Source organism: Otariodibacter sp. (assembly GCF_029256985.1).
GTDB lineage: Bacteria > Pseudomonadota > Gammaproteobacteria > Enterobacterales > Pasteurellaceae > Otariodibacter.
In genome coordinates this window covers 1-21706 of record NZ_JARIDQ010000033.1, presented here as the reverse complement: position 1 = coordinate 21706, position 21706 = coordinate 1, and the positions used below count along the sequence as shown (strand labels likewise).

18 protein-coding genes and 2 tRNA genes are annotated in these 21706 nt (G+C 35.3%); 7 read left to right on the top strand and 13 right to left on the bottom strand.

Going from position 1 to position 21706, the window contains the following annotated elements:
• On the top strand, positions 1–723 hold the full coding sequence (locus Q1J40_RS03365) for an electron transport complex subunit E (protein WP_301098626.1): 723 nt from the start codon (positions 1–3) through the stop codon (positions 721–723).
• Positions 720–1676 (top strand): lauroyl-Kdo(2)-lipid IV(A) myristoyltransferase, encoded by a 957-nt coding sequence (lpxM, locus tag Q1J40_RS03360; protein ID WP_301098625.1) that lies wholly within the window; start codon positions 720–722, stop codon positions 1674–1676. The genes Q1J40_RS03365 and lpxM overlap by 4 nt, the downstream gene beginning before the upstream one ends.
• Before the next feature lie 43 nt (positions 1677–1719).
• On the opposite strand, the gene Q1J40_RS03355 is transcribed toward lpxM, so the two are convergent.
• Positions 1720–2628 carry a LysO family transporter gene (locus tag Q1J40_RS03355; protein WP_301098624.1) on the bottom strand — a complete coding sequence of 303 codons (909 nt, stop codon included), beginning with the start codon at positions 2626–2628 and terminating at the stop codon, positions 1720–1722.
• A gap of 117 nt (positions 2629–2745) precedes the next feature.
• Between Q1J40_RS03355 and dinB the strand changes: the two genes are divergently transcribed.
• Positions 2746–3816, top strand: coding sequence for a DNA polymerase IV (dinB, locus tag Q1J40_RS03350; RefSeq protein WP_301098623.1), 1071 nt, complete (start codon positions 2746–2748; stop codon positions 3814–3816).
• A gap of 93 nt (positions 3817–3909) precedes the next feature.
• Positions 3910–4764: a protease HtpX gene (gene htpX / locus Q1J40_RS03345; RefSeq protein ID WP_301098644.1), complete on the top strand. Its 855-nt coding sequence runs from the start codon at positions 3910–3912 to the stop codon at positions 4762–4764.
• Positions 4765–4815: 51 nt separating this feature from the next.
• Here the strand turns inward: htpX and Q1J40_RS03340 are convergent, their stop codons facing one another.
• From Q1J40_RS03340 to dcuC, 6 genes are all read right to left on the bottom strand, one after another.
• The gene (locus tag Q1J40_RS03340; RefSeq protein ID WP_301098622.1) at positions 4816–5799 is read right to left on the bottom strand and encodes a glutathione S-transferase family protein; all 984 of its coding nucleotides are present in this window, start codon (positions 5797–5799) and stop codon (positions 4816–4818) included.
• Positions 5800–5917: 118 nt separating this feature from the next.
• Complete coding sequence (locus tag Q1J40_RS03335; protein WP_301098621.1) at positions 5918–6901, bottom strand: glutathione S-transferase family protein; 984 nt, start codon at positions 6899–6901, stop codon at positions 5918–5920.
• Between the two features lie 127 nt (positions 6902–7028).
• Entirely contained in the window at positions 7029–8096 is a 1068-nt protein-coding gene (locus Q1J40_RS03330; RefSeq protein WP_301098620.1) for an AI-2E family transporter, read from the bottom strand.
• 179 nt (positions 8097–8275) lie between these two features.
• A complete protein-coding gene (gene fabB, locus Q1J40_RS03325; RefSeq protein ID WP_301098619.1) occupies positions 8276–9493 on the bottom strand; it encodes a beta-ketoacyl-ACP synthase I in 1218 nt (405 codons plus the stop codon).
• Between the two features lie 221 nt (positions 9494–9714).
• Complete coding sequence (locus tag Q1J40_RS03320) at positions 9715–10395, bottom strand: metal-dependent hydrolase (protein WP_301098618.1); 681 nt, start codon at positions 10393–10395, stop codon at positions 9715–9717.
• Positions 10396–10587: 192 nt separating this feature from the next.
• Complete coding sequence (gene dcuC, locus Q1J40_RS03315; RefSeq protein WP_301098617.1) at positions 10588–11880, bottom strand: C4-dicarboxylate transporter DcuC; 1293 nt, start codon at positions 11878–11880, stop codon at positions 10588–10590.
• Between the two features lie 665 nt (positions 11881–12545).
• On the opposite strand from dcuC, the gene Q1J40_RS03310 reads away from it, so the two are divergent.
• Positions 12546–14000, top strand: a complete 1455-nt coding sequence (locus tag Q1J40_RS03310) for an aldehyde dehydrogenase family protein (protein WP_301098615.1) — start codon at positions 12546–12548, stop codon at positions 13998–14000.
• A 77-nt stretch (positions 14001–14077) separates the two neighbouring features.
• Here Q1J40_RS03310 and purA read toward each other — a convergent pair whose 3' ends face one another.
• From purA to hflK, 3 genes are all read right to left on the bottom strand, one after another.
• On the bottom strand, positions 14078–15376 hold the full coding sequence (gene purA / locus Q1J40_RS03305; protein WP_301098614.1) for an adenylosuccinate synthase: 1299 nt from the start codon (positions 15374–15376) through the stop codon (positions 14078–14080).
• 134 nt (positions 15377–15510) lie between these two features.
• Positions 15511–16398, bottom strand: a complete 888-nt coding sequence (gene hflC / locus Q1J40_RS03300; RefSeq protein ID WP_301098613.1) for a protease modulator HflC — start codon at positions 16396–16398, stop codon at positions 15511–15513.
• Between the two features lie 2 nt (positions 16399–16400).
• A complete protein-coding gene (gene hflK, locus Q1J40_RS03295) occupies positions 16401–17645 on the bottom strand; it encodes an FtsH protease activity modulator HflK (protein ID WP_301098612.1) in 1245 nt (414 codons plus the stop codon).
• Positions 17646–17874: 229 nt separating this feature from the next.
• Here hflK and Q1J40_RS03290 point away from each other — a divergent pair, with 229 nt between their 5' ends.
• On the top strand, positions 17875–19179 hold the full coding sequence (locus tag Q1J40_RS03290; protein WP_301098610.1) for a nucleobase:cation symporter-2 family protein: 1305 nt from the start codon (positions 17875–17877) through the stop codon (positions 19177–19179).
• A gap of 114 nt (positions 19180–19293) precedes the next feature.
• Entirely contained in the window at positions 19294–19608 is a 315-nt protein-coding gene (gene trxA / locus Q1J40_RS03285) for a thioredoxin (protein ID WP_301098609.1), read from the top strand.
• A gap of 139 nt (positions 19609–19747) precedes the next feature.
• Here the strand turns inward: trxA and Q1J40_RS03280 are convergent.
• The 3 genes from Q1J40_RS03280 to Q1J40_RS03270 form a co-directional block, all read right to left on the bottom strand.
• Positions 19748–19834: transfer RNA gene (locus Q1J40_RS03280), tRNA-Leu, on the bottom strand.
• Positions 19835–19849: 15 nt separating this feature from the next.
• Positions 19850–19925 (bottom strand) — tRNA-Gly (locus Q1J40_RS03275).
• A gap of 161 nt (positions 19926–20086) precedes the next feature.
• On the bottom strand, positions 20087–21706 hold a 1620-nt coding region (locus Q1J40_RS03270; protein WP_301098607.1), incomplete at its 5' end, for a transcription-repair coupling factor.

Genomic DNA, 21706 nt, shown 5'->3' with positions numbered 1-21706 from the left:
ATGACTAGAGAAAATCAAATTCCAATTCAGCAAATAGATATAGAAGTACCAGAAGTAAAACAACTAAAAGCAGTTGAACCATCTATTTGGAAAACACTATTTACACAAGGTGTCTGGTCAAATAATGGCGCATTAGTCCAATTATTAGGATTATGCCCATTACTTGCTGTATCCAATAATGTAACCAACGCATTAGGTTTAGGTCTTGCGACATTGTTTGTTTTAATTATAACAAATACTGTGATCTCTTTATTTCGCAAAACTATTCCTCACGATATTCGTATTCCAATTTATGTGATGATTATTGCTACTGCAGTAACTGTGGTCCAATTATTAATGAATGCATTTGCATATTCAGTTTATCAATCGTTAGGTATTTTTATTCCTTTGATTGTAACGAACTGTATTGTAATTGGGCGAGCAGAAGCTTTTGCCTCTAGAAATAGAGTATTACACTCAGCTTTTGATGGATTTGCTACCGGTTTAGGTATGCTATTCAGTCTAGTTATACTTGGAGCATTGCGTGAAATCCTTGGTAATGGTACATTATTTGATGGCTTAGATTTATTATTTGGAGAATGGGCAAAATCTTGGCGAATTGACCTATTGCATTTAGATTCCGGACTACTCTTTGCTATTTTACCTCCTGGCGCTTTTATTGGGCTAGGATTTGTCTTAGCAATAAAAAATAGCATTGACTATCGAAAGAAGAAAAAACTATGACAGACGACAGATTTACCCAACAAGTGAATTATCGACATCACTTCGCTAAAGAATTTTTATATCCTAAATATTGGGGCATATGGCTCGGTGTTTTAATATTAGCTATTTTTGCTTATATTCCTTTTCGTTTAAGAGATAAACTTGGTGTAGGAATTGGTAAAATTGTTACTAAATATATGAAAGCAAAAAATAAAAAGCAGTATCGCCGGGCTGATATAAATTTACAATATTGCTTCCCTGATTGGTCTGAAGATAAACGTAAAAAAGTAATTGAAAATATGTTTATCACTGTTTCTCAAACTATGTTAGGGATTGGAGAGATTGCATTACGCTCTGTAAAACATATCCAGAAACGTAGTGAATTCTCAGATCTAAATTTATTAAGAGAAGCAAGAGAAAATGGTAAAAATATAATATTACTAGTTCCTCATACATGGTCTATTGATGCTTCGGGTATTGTCTTACATACTTATAATATTCCAATGGTTTCCATGTATAATCCCCACGCTAATCGCTTAGTTGATTGGTTATGGAATACAACTAGAGAACGATTTGGTGGTAAGATGCATACTCGTCAAAATGGAATTAAGCCATTTTTAATTGATGTGCGTAAAGGTAATATGGGGTATTTCTTGCCTGATGAAGATTATGGTGAAGAATTAAGTATCTATTCTCCCTTTTTTGCAACAGAAAAAGCAACATTACCGGGATTAGATAAAATGGCAAAAATAACAAATGCAGTCGTTATTCCTATGTTTCCTATTTACAATGCCAAAAAAGGTGTCTACCAAATTGAGATGCTTCCACAAATTGAATTTGATGGCACATTAGAACAATCAGCTCGAGAAATGAATCGTGTAATTGAGTATTTTGTAGAAAAAAACCCTGAACAATACGTTTGGATACTACGTTTACTAAAAACACAAAGAGATGGAAAAGATATCTATCAGTAAGTAATAAAAAACCTGAATGACAAAAGTCGTTCAGGTTTTTCTTTTAAGCTAAACCAATAAAAAAAGCCAATAGTAACGGAGCAGCTAAATTCACAATAAATCCAAAGCTAATCGCTACTGGAACAACTTGCATTCCTCCTGATTTTTGGATAACCGGCAACATGCAATCCAATGACGTTGCTCCTCCTAACCCCACTGCCGTAGATGGAAATAATCGCATAAAAAAAGGGATGCTAAATAAGCAAAAAATTTCTCGAGATAAATCATTAAAAAAAGCAATGCTGCCGTAAGTAGGCCCCCACGCATCATTAAGTAATACGCTAGAAAGTGAATACCATCCAAACCCTGAAGCAAAAGCCAATGCTTGAGCCATTGATAAATTAAGAATATAAGAGGCAATCACTCCCCCCAATAATCCACTCAACATAAAAATAACTGAGGTTAATAACCCTCTTTTATTAAAAAATACTTCTCGTAGTGGAATTCCACTATTTCTCAACTGAATACCTACACAAAAAATCATTATAACTAGCACATAGGTACTCATATTTGATGGAAAATAAACAATATTCTTAAATAAAAAACCAATTACTCCACCAATTAGTACCATACCTAATAATAAAATAGATTCAAATATCTGTTGCCAGCGTGAAGAAATGGCTTGTGCGGAAAAAGAGACTCTATTCATTGGATATAATTTATCAAAAATAATTAAGCTACCAATATTACACAAATGAAAAATAACACTTAATCCTAAAGCAATAACACCTATTTTAGGTAAAATTTCCCCTAAATTATCTAATTGCCCTAAAACAACACCCATCGCAAGTAAGATCAAGTACAAACAGTATAGCATCAACTTATTTACTATATTCATTGCCCTATTTGCTTGAACTTTAAATAAATACCCAATAAAAAGCGGAACAAACGCAATTAATAAGCCATAAATCATATCTTTTCTCCAATTCTTAGTTGAGAATTCTAACGATAAATAGAAACAATTAAACTGGTTTTATATACAGCATTTTGTTATATTAACAAGCGGTCAGTTTCTTACATAATTTTGCAAATGAATTCATTACGAAAAATTATTCATGTTGATATGGATTGTTTCTATGCTGCCATTGAAATTCGGGAAAATCCTCAATTACAAGGAAAAGCGGTTGCAGTCGGTGGCAGTCCTGAACGGAGAGGCGTACTCACAACTTGCAATTATGAAGCCAGAAAATTTGGGTTACATAGTGCAATGTCGAGTGCTCAAGCAATGAAACGTTGCCCTAATTTGATTTTACTTCCTGTCAATATGCCCCTATATCGACAAGTTTCACAACAGATCCATCAAATATTTAGACGCTATACGGACATTATTGAACCCATTTCATTAGATGAAGCCTATCTTGATGTTACTCACTGTAAACAACAATCAGGATCTGCCACTTGGATTGCACAAGCAATTAGACAATCCATTTATGAAGAACTAAAACTCACTGCATCGGCAGGCGTTGCTCCACTCAAATTCCTGGCTAAAATCGCATCAGATCAAAATAAACCCAATGGGCAATTTATTATTGCACCAGAGCAGGTCGATCAATTCATTTTAAATTTACCCTTGAAGAAAATTCCCGGCGTTGGGCGAGTTACAAATGAAAAATTAAGCCATTTAGGATTAAAGACCTGTGCTGATATTCAAAAAAGCAATCTGTCATTCCTCGTTTTTCATTTTGGTAAATTTGGACAAAGGTTGTGGGATTTAAGTCATGGGATGGATCCAAGACCTGTAGAAGCCAATCGTATCCGAAAATCGTTGGCTGTTGAAAATACGCTATTACAAGATATTGATTCATTAGCTGAAGCAGAAAAAATCATTCACAATTTATTTCATAAACTTATTTACCGTATTCAACGCAATTATGAAGATAAACCATTACACCAATTTAAAAAATTAGGTGTTAAATTAAAATTTGATGATTTCACTCAAACCACGTTAGAGCAATCTACGGATGGGCTAACATTAGCATGGTTTAATCAGCTACTTCATAAAATTTGGCAAAGAAGAAATGGCAGAAAAGTACGACTTATTGGATTAAGTATTCATCTGCCTGAAGAAAAAACTGTTCAACAATTAAACTTATGGGAATAATTGCAGTCCTACCCTTGAATTTTTATAAAGTACCACAATCTCGATACTTCACTTTATGTATTTTTAGAATAGTTATTATCTGGAGAACTACCTATTATGATGCGAATCGTACTTTTTCTTGCCACTAACTTTGCAGTGATGATTGTACTTGGCATAATTTTAAGCGTTACTGGTATTGCAGGAAACAGTACTGGTGGTATTCTAATTATGGCACTACTGTTTGGTTTTGCAGGATCATTAATTTCCCTATTTTTATCAAAAACTATGGCATTACGTTCTGTTGGGGCAGAAGTTATCACTAACCCAAGAAATAATGCGGAGCAATGGCTAGTCAATACGGTACAACGCCAAGCACAACAAGCAGGAATACCTATGCCGGATGTTGCTATTTATCATTCTCACGATGTCAATGCCTTTGCAACAGGAGCAACTAAAAACAACTCACTAGTAGCGGTAAGTACAGGCCTACTTAATGCAATGACACAAGATGAAGCAGAAGCAGTAATTGCTCACGAAGTTTCACATATTGCAAATGGAGATATGGTAACAATGACCTTATTACAAGGAGTATTAAATACCTTTGTAATTTTTTTATCTCGAATAATTGCAAGCGCAGTCTCTAACTCTCGTAATGATGATGGTTCAGAAAGTCATAGTTCGGGAATTTATTTTCTAGTGTCGATGGTGCTAGAAATAATATTTGGTATTTTAGCCAGTATTATTGCGATGTGGTTCTCTCGTTACCGTGAATTTAGAGCCGATGCAGGATCTGCCAGTTTAGTCGGAAAAGAAAAGATGATAGCGGCATTACAACGTTTGCAATCTATCCACGAACCACAAGAAATGACAGGCTCATTAAATGCCTTTATGATTAATGGGAAACGCAATGAACTCTTTATGAGTCACCCACCATTAGAAAAACGTATTGAAGCGTTACGTAATATTTAATAAAAATTAAGCCCACAGAATATAGAATCTGTGGGCTTTTTCTTATCACACTTATGCTGAAAGTTTTTCACGACCATGTGGGGTTGTGAAATCAATATCAGGTCCAATTGGTACAATGCCTGTTGGATTTACTGCGGTATGACTTCGATAGTAATGTTCTTTAATATGTTTCATATTTACAGTTTCAGCAATACCTGGAACTTGATATAAATCTCTCAAATATCCCCAAAGATTTGGATAATCAACAATACGTCTTACGTTACATTTGAAATGTCCAAAATAGACAGGATCGAATCGGACTAATGTAGTGAATAAACGCCAATCCGCTTCAGTAATTTGATTACCAGTTAAATAACGGCGAGTTGATAAACGCTCTTCCAATTTATCTAACGCACTAAATACTCCAGTTACAGCTTCCTCATAACCTTCTTGTATAGTGGCAAAACCTGAACGATAAACACCATTATTAATATTTGGATAAATAAATTCATTAAGCTCATCAATTTCCTGAACCAAGTCAGCAGGTAAGAAATTAACTGGGTTTGCTCCGATTCCATCAAATGCAGAGTTAAACATTCGAATAATTTCTGAAGACTCATTACTCACAATTGTATGGGTTTTCTTATCCCATAACACCGGTACACTCGCTCTACCCGTATAATTTGCATTTGCTGCAATATAGACTTGATGGATATATTTAACATTTAAAATAGGATCAGGAATAACACCCTCTCCCTCTTCAAACGTCCAGCCATATTCTCCCATAAAAGGATTAACCACAGAAACAGAAATCATATTTTCCAATCCTTTTAATTTACGATAGATAAGCGTTCTATGAGCCCACGGGCAAGCTAAAGAGACATATAGATGATAGCGATTAGGTTCAGCTTTAAATCCACCTACACCTGTTGGTCCAGCTTCGCCATCAGCAGTAATCCAATTTCTAAATTGAGTGATGGCTCTCTCATATCGCCCATTCACAATCGCTGGATTAACTTTTGTGTCATGCCATTTTCCATCGATAACAATTCCCATACATTCTCCTTAAATTGATATTCAAATTAGTCGCTAAGTTAATTACCATAAAAATAAGCCCACAGCAAATTACATCTGTGGGCTTTTAGTATTAATTAGTCTATTAAAGAACTAATTATTATGCAGATAATTTTTCACGACCATGTGGCGTAGTGAAATCAATATCTGGGCCAACTGGCACAACACCAGTAGGGTTAATAGTATCGTGACTTTGATAATAGTGTTTCTTAATGTGATCCATATTTACAGTATCAGAAACGCCCGGTACTTGATATAAATCACGTAAGTATCCCCAAAGATTTGGGTAATCTACTATACGTCTAATATTACATTTAAAATGACCTACATACACGGGATCAAAACGTACTAGAGTGGTAAATAGACGCCAGTCTGCTTCAGTAATTTGATTACCTGTTAAGTAACGGCGAGTAGATAAACGCTCTTCGATTTTATCCAATGCATTGAATAACTGTACCACAGCTTCTTCATAGGCTTCTTGTGTTGTTGCAAAACCTGAACGATACACACCATTATTTATATTTGGATAGATAAATTCATTTAATTCATCAACTTCTGTCACTAATTCTGCTGGTAAGAAATTAACAGGATTTGCTCCAATTCCATCAAATGCAGAATTGAACATACGGATAATTTCAGAAGATTCATTACTTACTATTGTATTTGTTTTTTTATCCCATAAAACAGGAACAGTAACACGACCGCTATAATCTGATTTTGCAGAAGTATAAATTTGATGAAGATAATTTGCATTGAAAATCGGATCAGCAATTACGCCTTCACCTTCATCAAAAGTCCATCCATGGCTAGCCATATAAGGGTTAACCACAGAAATAGAAATCATATCTTCTAATCCTTTTAATTTACGATAAATTAATGTGCGATGAGCCCAAGGACAAGCTAAAGAAACATATAAATGATAACGATTAGGCTCTGCTTTAAAACCACCTACACCACTTGGACCAGCACTACCATCAGCTGTTACCCAATTTCTAAATCTTGCGATATCTCTTTGAAAACGTCCACCTGTTGCAGAAGTGTCATACCATTTATCTTCCCATTTACCATCAACTAATAATCCCATTCTTTTTCTCCTCGTACTAATGTAAAATTTCGGTTTATAATATTAACTCTTTATAGTTGAACAATAAATACCTATTTAATAAAAAGATTATTCCCTTTTATTAAATAATAGGCACTTTCCATACTAGCTACGGTTTATCTTCAAAGTAAGTAAGTTTGTCTTCTGAAACATCTCCTAACAATAGAGCATAACGTACTGTCGTTTGGCTTGATTCTAAAGCAATTTTTAATACCATCGTAAGTGGAACAGATAGCAACATCCCAACAGTACCTAAAATCCATCCCCAAAATAATAATGATAAAAATACGACTAAAGTTGATAACCCTAACTTTCTCCCCATCATTCTTGGTTCTAATACGTTTCCTACAACCATATTGATTACTACAATACCTATTGCTACGCCAAACCCAATCGAAAAACCGTTCAATAATAGAGCTTGAACAATAATAGGAACACCGGCAAGGATTGAACCAATATTTGGAATATAATTTAAAAGAAAACTTAATGTTGCCCATAGTACTGCGTATTGTACACCAAGTAATGATAGCATTATCCAAATACAAGCAGCTGTTAATAAACTAACTATTGTTTTTACACCAAGATAGCTAATCACACCCTCTAATACTCTATTGATATTATTTTCTTTTAAAGCAGTGTCTTTATTGCCACTTAAAGCTACCGCTAATCTATGTTTTGCTGTAGGAGCTTCAAATAACATAAATACAACGACAAGCAGTAAAACAAAAATATTAGTAACTACACCTGAAAAACTAAGTAATAAACGACTAACAAAATTCATGATTCTACTAGGATCAAGCTCATTCATTATTGAGTCTTCAGATATATTAACAGGTATATTCCATTCCTTAACAAAATCTAATAATAATGCAATACGTTCAGATAATAAAATTTTATAGGAAGGAATTGATGCGGTAAATTCTTTGATTGTACTGTTAATCAATCCTGCTAAAAAAGTGAAACCTATGGCGAATAATACAAAAAGTAATGTTATCGCCAACCAAAGAGGGACCTTTCTATCTGTCATAGATTTAACAATCGGGGAACAAATAATGGCAATAAATAAAGAAAGTAAGAAAGGAATAACAATTTCGGTAGCCATTTTAATCCCTGCAAGAATAATTACTATAGCAGCGATTGTTAATAAAATACGGAAAATAGAATTTGATGATTGCATAGAATTCTCATAAAAAAGCAGTAAATTATTAGCTTATTTTGCATAAAATAAGAAATAACTCACCGCTTGTAAAATGTATTTACTTTAAAAAGTTAAAAATAACTAAGTTATATTTCTTTATATACTTCACAATAAAAAGTAGATTAATCTACACGTTATTGTCTATGCTCAAAGATTAGTTATCCAGTATATTTTTGGAAGACTAAACAGGCATTTGTTCCACCAAATCCAAAACTATTCGACATTACTGTTCTTAATGGTTTATCTTGACGCTCAGTTACAATATTCATCCCTTGTGCTTTTTCATCCAAGGTTTCAATATTAATACTTGGTGCAATAAAATCATTATTTAGCATAAGTAATGAATAAATTGCTTCTTGAGCTCCAGCCGCACCTAAAGAATGACCTGTCATCGATTTTGTAGATGAAATTGCTGGTGTTTCGTCAGGAAACACATTACGAATTGCTTCTAACTCTTTTACATCACCTACTGGAGTAGATGTGCCATGAACATTAATATATTCAATTTCACCATTAACAGTCGCAATAGCTTGTCTCATACAACGAGCTGCGCCTTCACCACTTGGGGCAACCATATCATAACCATCAGATGTTGCACCATAACCCACAATTTCTGCATAAATTTTAGCACCACGTGCTAATGCGTGTTCTAACTCTTCAACAACGACTACAGCACCACCACCAGCGATTACGAAACCATCACGATTAGCATCGTAAGCACGTGATGCTTTTTCTGGTGTATCATTATATTTTGTTGAAACTGCTCCCATTCCATCAAATTCTGTCGCACATTCCCAAGAAAGTTCTTCAGCACCACCAGCAAAAACCACATCTTGCTTGCCTAGTTGAATAAGCTCCATCGCATGTCCGATACAATGTGCTGAAGTTGCACAAGCAGAACTAATACTATAATTTACGCCACGTATTTTATATGGAGTTGCCAAACATGCTGAAACACTTGATGCCATAGTTTTGGTTACTGCATAAGGTCCAACTGCTTTCACACCTCTAGGTCCACGAACTGCATCACAAGCAACTAATTGGCTATGAGCAGAGCCTGTTCCAGCTCCAATTACTAATCCAGTACGATCATTTGATACTTGATCCTCTGTTAATCCAGAATCTTCAATAGCCTCCTTCATGGAAAGATAAGCATACGCAGCTGCATCCCCCATAAAACGGTAAACTTTACGTTCAATAAGATCTGCTGGGTTTAATTTAATTGTACCAGCAATTTGGCTACGCATTCCAATCTCTTGGAAAGAAGGAACAAATTCTATACCTGATTTTCCGTTGCGTAAGGAATCTAAAACTTCCTCTTTATTATTACCAATACTGGAAATAACACCTAATCCTGTGATAACGACTCTTTTCATTCTATTCCTCTAAAAATTAAGGTTATGATTAGCTACTATTCTACACAATTTCTAGTAGAGCTTAAATGTTAAATATCAATCATATCGCAGATCCGAGGTGTTCTTAATCATTTCTGTGTTCCCTCCAATTAAAGTATTAACTAAGCTTGGTAGATAATTGTATCAGCAATAGGCTGTATCATATTTTTATAATAAATTTATCTAAATTTTTAGAAAATTTATTAAAACTGAATTTCATCTCCAAGTTCTGGTAGAATCAGTTCAATATTATTTGCAGTAAAAGAATCTTTTGCCTCTTGATGATTGATGGTTATTGGTGGGAATGTATCGAAATGGCAACCGATAACTTTTGATGTCTTAATTAACTCTTTTGCTACAAAACTTGCTGATTTAGCATCTAATGTATAATGTCCACCTATTGGTAATATTGCTGTAGTAATATCTCCAAAAATAGGTTTTAGATATTCCATATCTTTATTTACTCCAGTATCCCCCGCTAAATATAAGGTTCTGTTTGCTAACTGAAATACATAACCTACTGGAACTCCACCATATGTTCCATCAGGAAAAGAACTTGTATGAGTGGCACTTACCATTGCTATTTTTAAACCGTCTATTTGATAAGAACCTCCTATGTTTAAATCGACCTGATTAGGATGATTAAAATACCCACAAATTTCTGGCTGTCCAATAATTATAGTATTTGGGTGAAATTGTAAAACTTCCTCAACGTCTGCGATATGATCTTGATGAGCGTGAGTAATCAACACATAATCTATCTTCTGAGCATTAATATCAAATCTAGACTTATCCTTTTGAAAGTTATAAAAAGGGTCTGATAAAATCAATTTGTCATTATGACTAAATAAAAAACAATTTTGTCCTAAATATTTAATTTTCATATTTACCTTTATCTTATTAATTTAATAATAACTCCTTGATAAATAAAAAGTATCATTAAACAGCTAGTTAATCTATCAAGAATTACCAATTTATTTTCTTTGATATTTATTATTAAGCAAAGTTCATTTAGCTATTATTAAACCAATACAAAGCTAGTCTAGATAAGGTATATTGTTATCCATAAACTCTACTTATAACATAAAAAATGTTAAAAATAATGTTGCTAAAATCATTCCCGGTGCTGTTCTTTTGATTATTTCAATAGGATTCACTCCAGCCAAACCCGCACAAACAATAGTAACTCCTGCAATTGGCGAAGCTGTACGCCCAATTGCTCCTGCAATAGCAGCCGCCATACCTAAATTAACGTGACTATATCCTAAATCAATAGCGTGAGGAGTAACAGCTGTATTGAAAGCAATAGCAGCAGCATCTCCTGAACCTGTGATTACCCCCATTAAAAATGGTCCTATTGTAGCTCCCCAACGTACAAACTCACTCGATCCTTTTAAAAATTCAATAGCAAAATCGATCGCTCCAGTTGCTTTTAATCCAGCAACAAATACACCTGCTGCAATAATAATACCTAGTACATTAGCATATGAACTTCCCATACCATCAAAGAATTCATTTGTAATTTTTGTCAAAGACACTCGAGTAACTAATACAGTATAGATTGTACCAACAAGCATTGCTTGTGCTACTCCCATATTAGTCCATTCAAGAAATGGTAATTGTTGCAACGATGTGCCACCAAGAACTAGAATGATTAAAGGTATAAGCGGTGCGAGAGCATAAAAGATATTTACACCAGCAAATTGCGTTTCTGATACTTTATGCTCATTGATATATTCTTCTCTATGCTGTTTGCTATAATCCTTAAAGACTAAAGCTAATAATGTTAGAATTACCATACCTATTGCTCCAGTAATTATTGTATAAGGAGCATGGGATAAATTAACCTCAGTAATTGTTAAACCCGACATTTCACTAATCATTGCACTATGAGATGATCCGGGACTCATCATCGAACCAAAAGTACCTGCCAATATTGCAGATGCGGCCATTGCAGGGCGAACACCTGCTGCTCTCAATACAGGAATCAACGTTGCTCCCACTGCAGCTGCGCATCCAGCAGCAGAAGGAATTGCAATATTAATCAAAAAAGTAATCATCGTTGCCATTGGGATTAGAAAAAATCTCAATCCACTCAAAGGTTTTGTTAATAAATGAACTAAATGTGTATCACATTTGGTATATTTCATAACAAAAGCAAATCCCATACTTGAGCAAATCGCCATAATAAGCCCACCAGAAGTCATACTTTTTGCAAAAGCATCTAAAGCTTCCATTGGATTAAAGGTAATAAATGCCATAACTAATCCAATGCCAATTAACACAGATCTTGTTTCATATTTTTTTATAAGTAAAAAAATTGTGGCTAAAATGCCAGCTAATGCAATAGCTATTTTTATTTCATTCATACTTGATTCTCTCAAAATGTAAGTAGTGATTATGATAAAAAATTATGTATCTAACGTAGCCATAGAATACACATGTTTTTACTATATATTATTCAGTATAGATGGAGAATTAAACCATATTGAACCACCAAAATTTTATCATAAATTATGTCAAGCAATTATTCTTTTAGAAATACACATAACCGAGGTATTACTTAATTACCATCTATCATATATACCTAACATAACTATATTTTCTCAATCGCTACTATCTGTCTGAGCATACTATTTTTAATTTGCCTAAACTTATCAAGATCAAGTCTTTTACTTTATTCTGGCTTACGAATACTTGAATAATTTATATATATCTAAGAAATTAATAATTTACTAATAATGAATAAAAATTATTTTTTTTAAAAAATTATTAAAAATAATTGATTAAATATTCTTGAAAAGTTACGCTATAAAATATATGAAAACCTTAGATTAGATCAGGGAATATGGTGAAAACTGAAATAATACAGGAACTTTCCCATATTAGGACAGTCTAGGTCATAAAGGGAATAAAGTTTGATTTTATGAAAAAAATTTGTTAATTTTTTGTAAAATCAAGTTTTATTGCATAGCTTAGTAGTAAATATAAGTAAATATAAATATTGAACAAGTTAAATAATTGGAGAAAGAAAATGGTATCAAAAAATCATGCACAACATTGGATTAATGGTGAATGGGTTAATACAGGCTTAACTCGTGAAACAATAAACCCATCTACAGGTGAGGTACTTGGTACCTATGTTAAAGGTGGTAAAGAAGAAGCAGAATTAGCAATTAAAGCAGCACAAGAAGCATTTGCTAATACAGATTGGAGAACTAATCGTGAATTACGTCATCAAGTTTTATTAGAGATGGCTGAAGCTTTTGAAGCACGTAAAAAAGACTTAGCTACAATGATTGCAACTGAAAATGGTAAGTTATTTGCGGAAGCAAGTTTTGAAACTGAATTTGTTAAACCTGGCTTACATTTTTCAGCAGCAACCATTTATACAGACTATGGCCGAGCAGCTGAATGGGGAGCAGGTAAATATTCAATACTAGTGAAAGAACCTGTTGGAGTAGTCGGTATTAGTACACCATGGAATTCACCACTTGCTTTATTAATTCGCTCTTTAGCACCAGCTTTGGCTGCAGGTTGTACAACTGTATTAAAAATGCCAGATCAAACAGCACTAACGAATCACTTAATTGCTGAAGTATTAGCTAGCGTAAAATCATTACCAAAAGGTGTAATTAATATGGTGACTGGTGGTCATGAAGTGTTGGAACCAATAGTTTCTCATCCTGCGGTCCCAGTTATTAGCTTTACTGGAAGCACCAAAACTGGACGAGCATTACAAAAAGAAAGTGCGCCATATCTCAAACGCCTCAGCTTAGAACTTGGTGGTAAAACTCCATTAATCGTATTTGATGACGCTAATATTGATGCTTTAATACCTAAAGCAATTCAAGCATTAACTGTATTCTCAGGGCAATTTTGTATGACGGGGAGTCGTATCTTAGTACAAAAAGGTATTGCAGATGAGGTACGTAAACGTTTATCAGAAGAGTTAGCTAAAGTGAAAGTTGGTCCTGCAATGGATCCTCAATATGATATGGGGGCTCTAATTGACATGAAGAGTGTTAAACGTGTTGACGGAATGGTAGAAGACGCTATTGCTAAAGGAGCAAAAGTTTTAGTTCGTGGTGGCCCATATACTGAAGGTGAATTAGCTAAAGGTGCATTCTATCGTCCTACACTATTAGAGGTGAAAGATAGCCAAGCTGATATCGTTCAACATGAAGCTTTCGGTCCAATATTAACTTTAGAAGTCTTTGAAACAGAAAGTGAAGCAGTTAAAAAGGCTAATGCTACTGAATATGGTTTAGCGGCAAGTATTTGGACAACAGATGTTGATCGTCCTTTACGTGTTGCTCGTGGAATTGAAGCTGGTACAATTTGGATTAATGACTGGGTTGTTATGCGTGATGAATTTGAAGAAGGTGGCTACAAACAAAGTGGTGTAGGCCGTCAACGTGGTATGACTAGTATTAATGAATATCTAGAAATGAAACATATTGTGTTACAACCAGGTGTTATCCAGTAAGACAAAAAAGATAAATCAAAAACTTGATTGCAAAAACCGCCAGATTTTGGCGGTTTTTATTACAATAAATTTTAAAATTACTCTGCGAATGGGTCACGTAAGATCATAGTTTCTACACGATCTGGACCTGTTGAAAGAATATCAACTGGAACACCAAGAACTTCTTCAACACGTTTAATGTAGTTAATCGCATTTTGTGGTAAATCATCAAGCGAAGTTACACGGAAAGTATTTTCTGTCCAACCTGGTAAAGTTTCATAGATTGGTTCAATCCCCTCCCAATCTGCTGCGGCCATTGGTGCATATTCAACAATTTCACCATTTGGCATTTTATAAGCTACACAGATTTTTAATTCATCAAATCCATCTAATACATCTAGTTTTGTCATACAGAAACCAGAAATAGAATTAATTTGAATTGCACGACGGACAGCTACAGCATCAAACCACCCACAACGACGAGGGCGTCCTGTTACCGCACCAAACTCATTACCTTTACGAGCAATTTCTGCTCCCACTTCATCAAATAATTCTGTAGTAAATGGACCTGAACCGACACGTGTACAGTAAGCTTTAATGATACCTAAAACATAATCTAAATTACGAGGACCAAATCCTGAACCGGTTGCAACACCACCTGCTGTTGTATTTGAACTAGTAACAAATGGATAAGTACCATGATCAATATCTAACATTGTACCTTGAGCGCCTTCAAATAGAATATTATCACCATTTTCACGAGCTTTATGAAGAAGTGTTGTAATATCAGCAACCATACCAGTAATAATATCTGCAATTGCAAAAATTTCATCTAATGTTTTTTGGTAATCAACTGGCTCAACTTTATAATAATGAACAAGTTGGAAGTTATAATATTCTAGAATTGTTTTAAGTTTTTCTGCAAAAACTTCACGATTAAATAAATCGCTAACACGTAATCCACGGCGTGCGACTTTATCTTCATAAGCCGGACCAATACCTCGACCTGTTGTACCAATTTTATTTTTACCTAATGCTGATTCACGAGCATGATCCATTGCAACATGATAAGGAAGAATTAATGGACAAGCTTCTGAAATTTTTAGTCGATCACGAACATTAATACCGCGAGATTCTAACTCTCTCATTTCTTGCATCAATGCAGTTGGTGAAAGTACAACCCCATTACCAATTAAGCAAGTTACATTATCACGTAAAATACCGGATGGAATTAAACGTAAAACCGTTTTTTCTCCATTAATAATCAGAGTATGACCCGCATTATGTCCGCCCTGATAACGAACCACGTATTTTGCACGATCCGTTAATAAATCTACAATTTTACCTTTGCCCTCATCGCCCCATTGAGCGCCAAGCACAGCAACACTTTTACCCATAATTGAATGCCTCTTGAGTTAGTTTGTTAGTTAATTCTACTAGATTATAATTTGTTAATTTTTTGCTTAAAGTGACCGCTTGATCACTACCGCAAAATATAAAAGACCCGATTTCTCGGGTCTTGCACATATACCTATTCTGTAGGTGCTTTCATGAAGCGGAAGAATCCGCTATCTGGTTTCAATATCATTAAGTTATTCTTACCTTCAGCAAAGCTTTCTTCATAAGCTTTTAAACTACGAACAAAACTATAAAATTCAGGCTCTTGATTAAATGCATCTGCATAAATTTTAGCAGCCTCTGCATCACCAGCACCTCGAAGTTCATCTGATTTTTTATTTGCTGTCGCAAGAATTAAAGTGACTTTTTTATCCACTTCAGCACGAATAAATTCTGCTTTTTCTTCACCTTGAGAACGATGTTCACGAGCAACCGCTGCACGTTCTGCTTGCATTCGTTGATAAATAGAAGAAGAAACTTCATTTGGTAAATTAATTTGCTTAACTCGAACATCCACCACTTCAATACCTAAACGTTCAGTGCCATCTTCACCAGTATTTAATGATTTCTGTGCGCCAGCCATCAATTCGCCACGTGAGCCTGAAACGATATCTTTGATAGTACGAGAACCGATCTCAGAACGTAAGCGATCATTTACTTTGCGACGAAGAAGATCAGAAGCTTTTAAGTAATCACCTCCAGTTGATGTATAAAACTGTCCAAAATCGCTAATTTTCCATTTAACGTAAGAATCAACTAATAAATCTTTCTTCTCAACCGTAACAAAACGATCTTCTTGTCCATCTAATGTCTGGATACGAGCATCCAATACTTTTAATTGTTCCACAAAAGGAATTTTAAAATGTAATCCTGGCTCATACACTACAACTTTATTATCTGAATCACGCTGAACTTTATTGAAGCGTAACATAATTCCACGTTGACCTTCTTGCACAACAATAATTAATTGAAACAAGATAAAGGCAATAACAATGATAATTGGGAATAAAAATCTACGCATTATTAAAATCTCCCTTTACGTACAGGCTCAACTTCTTGAACAGATTTTGGAGGAACTGACTCTGTTGTTCGTACAGGAGTACCTTTTTGGACTGATAGAGGTTGTTTTTGTTGCGGTGTGGTTGATTCTCCATTATCCACATTACCGGATGAATGTTGCATTAATTTATCTATTGGTAATACTGTAAGATTGTTACTGCCTCCATCCATCATCAATTTAGGTGTATTCTTCATCACATTTTCGATTGCCTGAATATACAAGCGTTCTTTTAAGATCTTGGGTGAAGCTTTATATTCTGGAAGTAATTGAATAAAGCGATTTACTTCTCCTTCAGCATTAAGTACAACTTGTTCTTTGTAAGCATTAGCTTGTTCAATAATACGTTGAGCACGTCCTCGAGCCACTGGCTCTTGCCCACGAGCATAAGCTTCTGCTTCTCGAATTAAACGTTGTTCATCTTCCTGCGCTTTAATTGCATCATCAAATGCAGCTTTAACTTCTTCTGGTGGTCGTGCATATTGGAAGTTTACGTCTGTAACGAGTAACCCCATATCATAAGTTTTAATAATATTATTCAATTCAGTCCAAGTTTTTTCCCTTACGACTGCTCGTCCTATTGTTAAAATATTATCCATTGTCATATGACCAATGACGTAACGTAGAGCACTATCTGTTGCTTGTTTTAAACTATCATCAGGGTTATTCACACTAAATAAATATTTAGCAGGATTATCTACTCGATATTGTATTGTCATTTCAACAAGCACCATATTCTCATCCTGAGTTAACATGGAACCATTCGTTTTTAACTCCATTACTCGCTCAATATTAACTGGAACAACTTCATCCACAAAAGTAGGTTTCCAGTTTAAACCAGGTAAAACAATTTCATTGAGCTTACCAAAACGAGTAACAACACCTCTTTCTGCTTCTTGGATGGTATAAAAACCTGATCCTGCCCAAATTATTCCACCAATTACTATAGCAATAGGTAAAATTTTTCCAAACGACAAAAACCGTGATGGTTCGTGGTTACCGCTATTATTACCATTCGAGCCATTCCCGCTATTTCGACCTAATTTTTTTAATAAATTATTAAATACTTCTTCTAAATCAGGTGGTTGTTGTCCTGCTTGTTTATCTTTTGGCTCCTGCTCTGGTTTTTGCTCTGAGCCTTCCTGTTCAGGTCTTTTTTGTCCTGGTTTACCCCAAGGATCTTGCTGATTGCCTGATTCATTCCACGACATAATTCTCTCCAAGAAAAAAATGAATTTACATCTTTAAAATATTAAAAGATGCAAGCATTTGATTGTACCTATTTACATTACTTTTGGCTAGCTTGAATAGCTAATTATTTCGATAGTAAAAATATTGTAAATAATTTAATAATTATTGGAGCAAACGATTGCTTCAATTTAAAAAAATACTATAATGCCTCCCCTTCTCTATGCTTCCTATATAAAATCAATCAAAATTATGCAAAAACTTCTTTATTCTATTAACGATAAGCCTCCTTTTGGACTGACATTACTTTTAGCAGCACAACATCTTCTTGCCGCATTAGGTGGGATTATTGCTGTACCTCTTGTAATTGGTAATGTATTAAAGCTTCCGACAGAGGATACTATTGTATTAGTTAATGCTGCATTATTGGTATCAGGTGTTGTAACTATTATTCAAAGTCGAGGAATTGGTATTGTAGGATTACGCTTACCAAGTGTAATGGGGACAAGTTTTACTTTCGTAGCTGCTGCTTTAGCTATTGGCTTTAATGAAGGCGTTTCAGGTATTTTAGGTGCTTCTCTGGTAGGTTCATTAGTGATGATTATCGGCAGCTTTTTTATGCCATATGTTAGGAAATTATTCCCCCCTGTTGTAACAGGTGTGGTTGTAATGATCATTGGTTTAAGCTTGATCCCTGTTGCCGTTGATTGGTTTGCAGGTGGTCAAAAAACTGATCCTAATTATGCAGATCCTGCTAATCTTGCCATGGCAACTTTCGTACTTGTAATCGTAGTCATTCTTGTACAGTGGGGGAAAGGTATCTTTGCTGCAGCTGCTATCGTGATTGGTATTATGGTGGGCTATGTTGTTGCTTTAGTCCTTGGATGGATAGATTTTTCTAATGTAGAAAATGCGAATTTATTTGCTCTACCTCAACCATTCCATTTTGGATTAACTTTCCCAATTTCTGGTATAGTCGGTATGAGTATTGCTTATTTAGTAACCATTGTTGAATCTAGTGGTAACTTCCTCGCACTAGGTAATGCAACTGATACCGAAATTACAGGTAAACATTTAAGGGGTGGCGTGTTATGTGATGGTTTGGGGTCTGCCTTTGCTGCAATTATGTCTACAACACCATTCTCTTCATTCTCACAAAATATCGGTGTTATTTCGCTGACTGGCGTAGCAAGTCGTTATGTTGTGACAACAATGGGAGTATTACTTGTCCTTGCTGGATTATTTCCAGTATTAGGAGCAGTAGTTGTCTCAATTCCAATGCCTGTATTAGGTGGTGCAGGCTTAATGATGTTTGCAATGATCATTACTGCAGGGATTCAAATGCTGGATAAAGTAGAACGCAGTAAACGCAATGGGCTTATTATTGCCATTTCCATTGGCTGTGGATTAGCCGTAACAACTCGTCCTGAATTACTTCATAAACTCCCTGAATTTTTACAAGAAATTTTAGGTTCAGGAATTACTGTGGGTTCATTATTGGCATTAATCTTAAATTTAGTTTTACCTCATGAAAAAGCTGAAGTAAAAGAAAAATAATCAAAGTTATAGATATTTCCTACTTGAAAAGTCGGATATAAATCACTATCTTGTAGGAATCTTATTAACAAGTCTTTATTGGATTTGTTTTATATCTATTAAAAAGGAAAAATTATGAGTAATGTAATTCACACAACAGATGCAAACTTTGAACAAGATGTATTGAAGTCAGATGTTCCAGTATTATTAGACTTTTGGGCACCTTGGTGTGGACCTTGTCGTGCAATTGGCCCTGTGTTAGATGAGTTATCCACACAGGTTGGTGACAAAGCACGAATCGTAAAAATGAATGTAGATGAAAACCAACAAATTCCAGCACAATTTGGTGTTCGTAGTATCCCATTCTTACTTATTTTTAAAAATGGTGAAGTTGTTGCACAACAAGTTGGAGCTCAAAATTTAGCTGCATTTTTACAAAACTTAAAATAAGCTTTGATTAAAATGAAGAAAGTGAATTGGAAGACCAATTCGCTTTTTTTTTGTTTAAAGCTCACCTAATTAAGCAAACATAGTGGATAAATTTTAGATATAAAAAAAGCACCTTTAGGTGCTATCTTTTATTTTAGAATGGTGCCCGAGGCCAGACTTGAACTGGCACGCCCCGAAAGGCGAGGGATTTTAAATCCCTTGCGTCTACCGATTCCGCCACTCGGGCTAAACGCTAAAAAAATGGAGCGGGAAACGAGGCTCGAACTCGCGACCCCGACCTTGGCAAGGTCGTGCTCTACCAACTGAGCTATTCCCGCTAAAAAACGCTACAGATTGCTGTAGCGTTTCAATGGTGCGTATTCTAGCGAATTGAACGCTTGTGTCAAATAGAAATTATCAAAAAAATTTCATTCGACTAAATTTCAGTCTTTTTTATCTTTTTGCAAAAACCAGTGGTGAACTTACCGCTTATTTTTGCTTAATTTGTGAGAGTTTCTATCAACTCAGAGACGAATTTTAAACGTTCCTCGCCTGATTCCATTGGCTTAGTGAAACGGAACTTATGTGGACCATCAAATTTAAACGTATTTTTATCAGACTGAATCAGCTGTAAAAACTTCATTGGATCAGGCTGTGCTGTTAGTTTAAATTCTAAGTAACCACCATTGATTCCCGCATCTATTTTTTTCAATTCCAAGGCCTTGGCTAAATAGCGTAATTGAGTAATGTGGAATAAGTTTTTAGTCGCCTCTGGTAACAAGCCAAAGCGATCGATCAATTCAATTTTGAGATCTTTTAATTCATTATCATTTTCTGCACTGGCTATGCGTTTATAGAACGAGAGTCGCATATTAACATCAGGTACGTAGTCGTCTGGCAGAAGTGCTGGGATACGCAATTCAATCTCAACTTGTTGTTGTGTGATTTCATCTAACGTTGGTTCTCGCCCTTCTTGTAGAGCTTTTACTGCACTTTCTAATAAATCCATATAGAGAGAGAATCCAATCGACTCAATTTGTCCGCTTTGCTCACTACCCAGTAGCTCTCCCGCCCCACGAATTTCTAAATCGTGAGTTGCAAGCACAAAGCCTGCTCCGAGATTATCGATAGTGCTAATCGCCTCTAAACGCTGTTGAGCATCTTTGGTTAAAGTTTTTGGGGGTGGTGTAAGCATATAAGCATAGGCTTGATGATGAGAGCGTCCAACACGCCCTCTTAATTGGTGCAATTGTGCTAAACCAAATTTATCCGCTCGCTCAATAATAATTGTATTGGCAGTTGGAACATCAATCCCTGTTTCAATAATGGTTGAACACACAAGTAAATTAAAGCGTTGATGATAAAAATCTGCCATTACACGCTCTAACTCTCGTTCTCGCATTTGACCGTGTCCGATCACAATTCTTGCCTCTGGCACAAGTTCAGCGAGTTGTTGAGCGGTATTTTCAATGGTCGCCACATCATTATGTAGATAATAAACTTGCCCCCCTCGCAAAATTTCACGCAGAATCGCTTCTTTAATCACAGTATCATCACTTTGACGAACAAAGGTTTTAATCGATAAACGTCTTGCTGGCGGACTTGCAATAATGGATAAATCTCGCATTCCATTTAACGCCATATTGAGCGTTCTTGGAATTGGCGTGGCGGTCAGGGTTAAAATATCCACATTAGCTCGTAACTGTTTAATTCGTTCTTTTTGACGAACCCCAAAACGATGCTCTTCATCAATAATCAATAAGCCTAAATCACGGAATTTAACATCATCCTGTAACAGTTTGTGCGTACCGACTAAGATATCAACTTTACCCTCAATAGTCTGTTGTAAGATTTCTTTTTGCTCTTTAGCCGTTTTAAAACGAGAAAGCACTTCAACTTGCACTGGTTGGTTAGCAAAACGATCTTTAAAGTTTTCATAATGCTGTTGAGCTAATAATGTGGTTGGGGCAAGGATTGCCACTTGTTTTTGGTTCATTACCGCTAAGAATGTTGCTCGAATGGCGACTTCTGTTTTTCCAAAACCAACATCCCCACAGACCAATCTATCCATTGCTTTTGGTTGACACATATCGCTGATAACAGCATTGATCGCCATTTG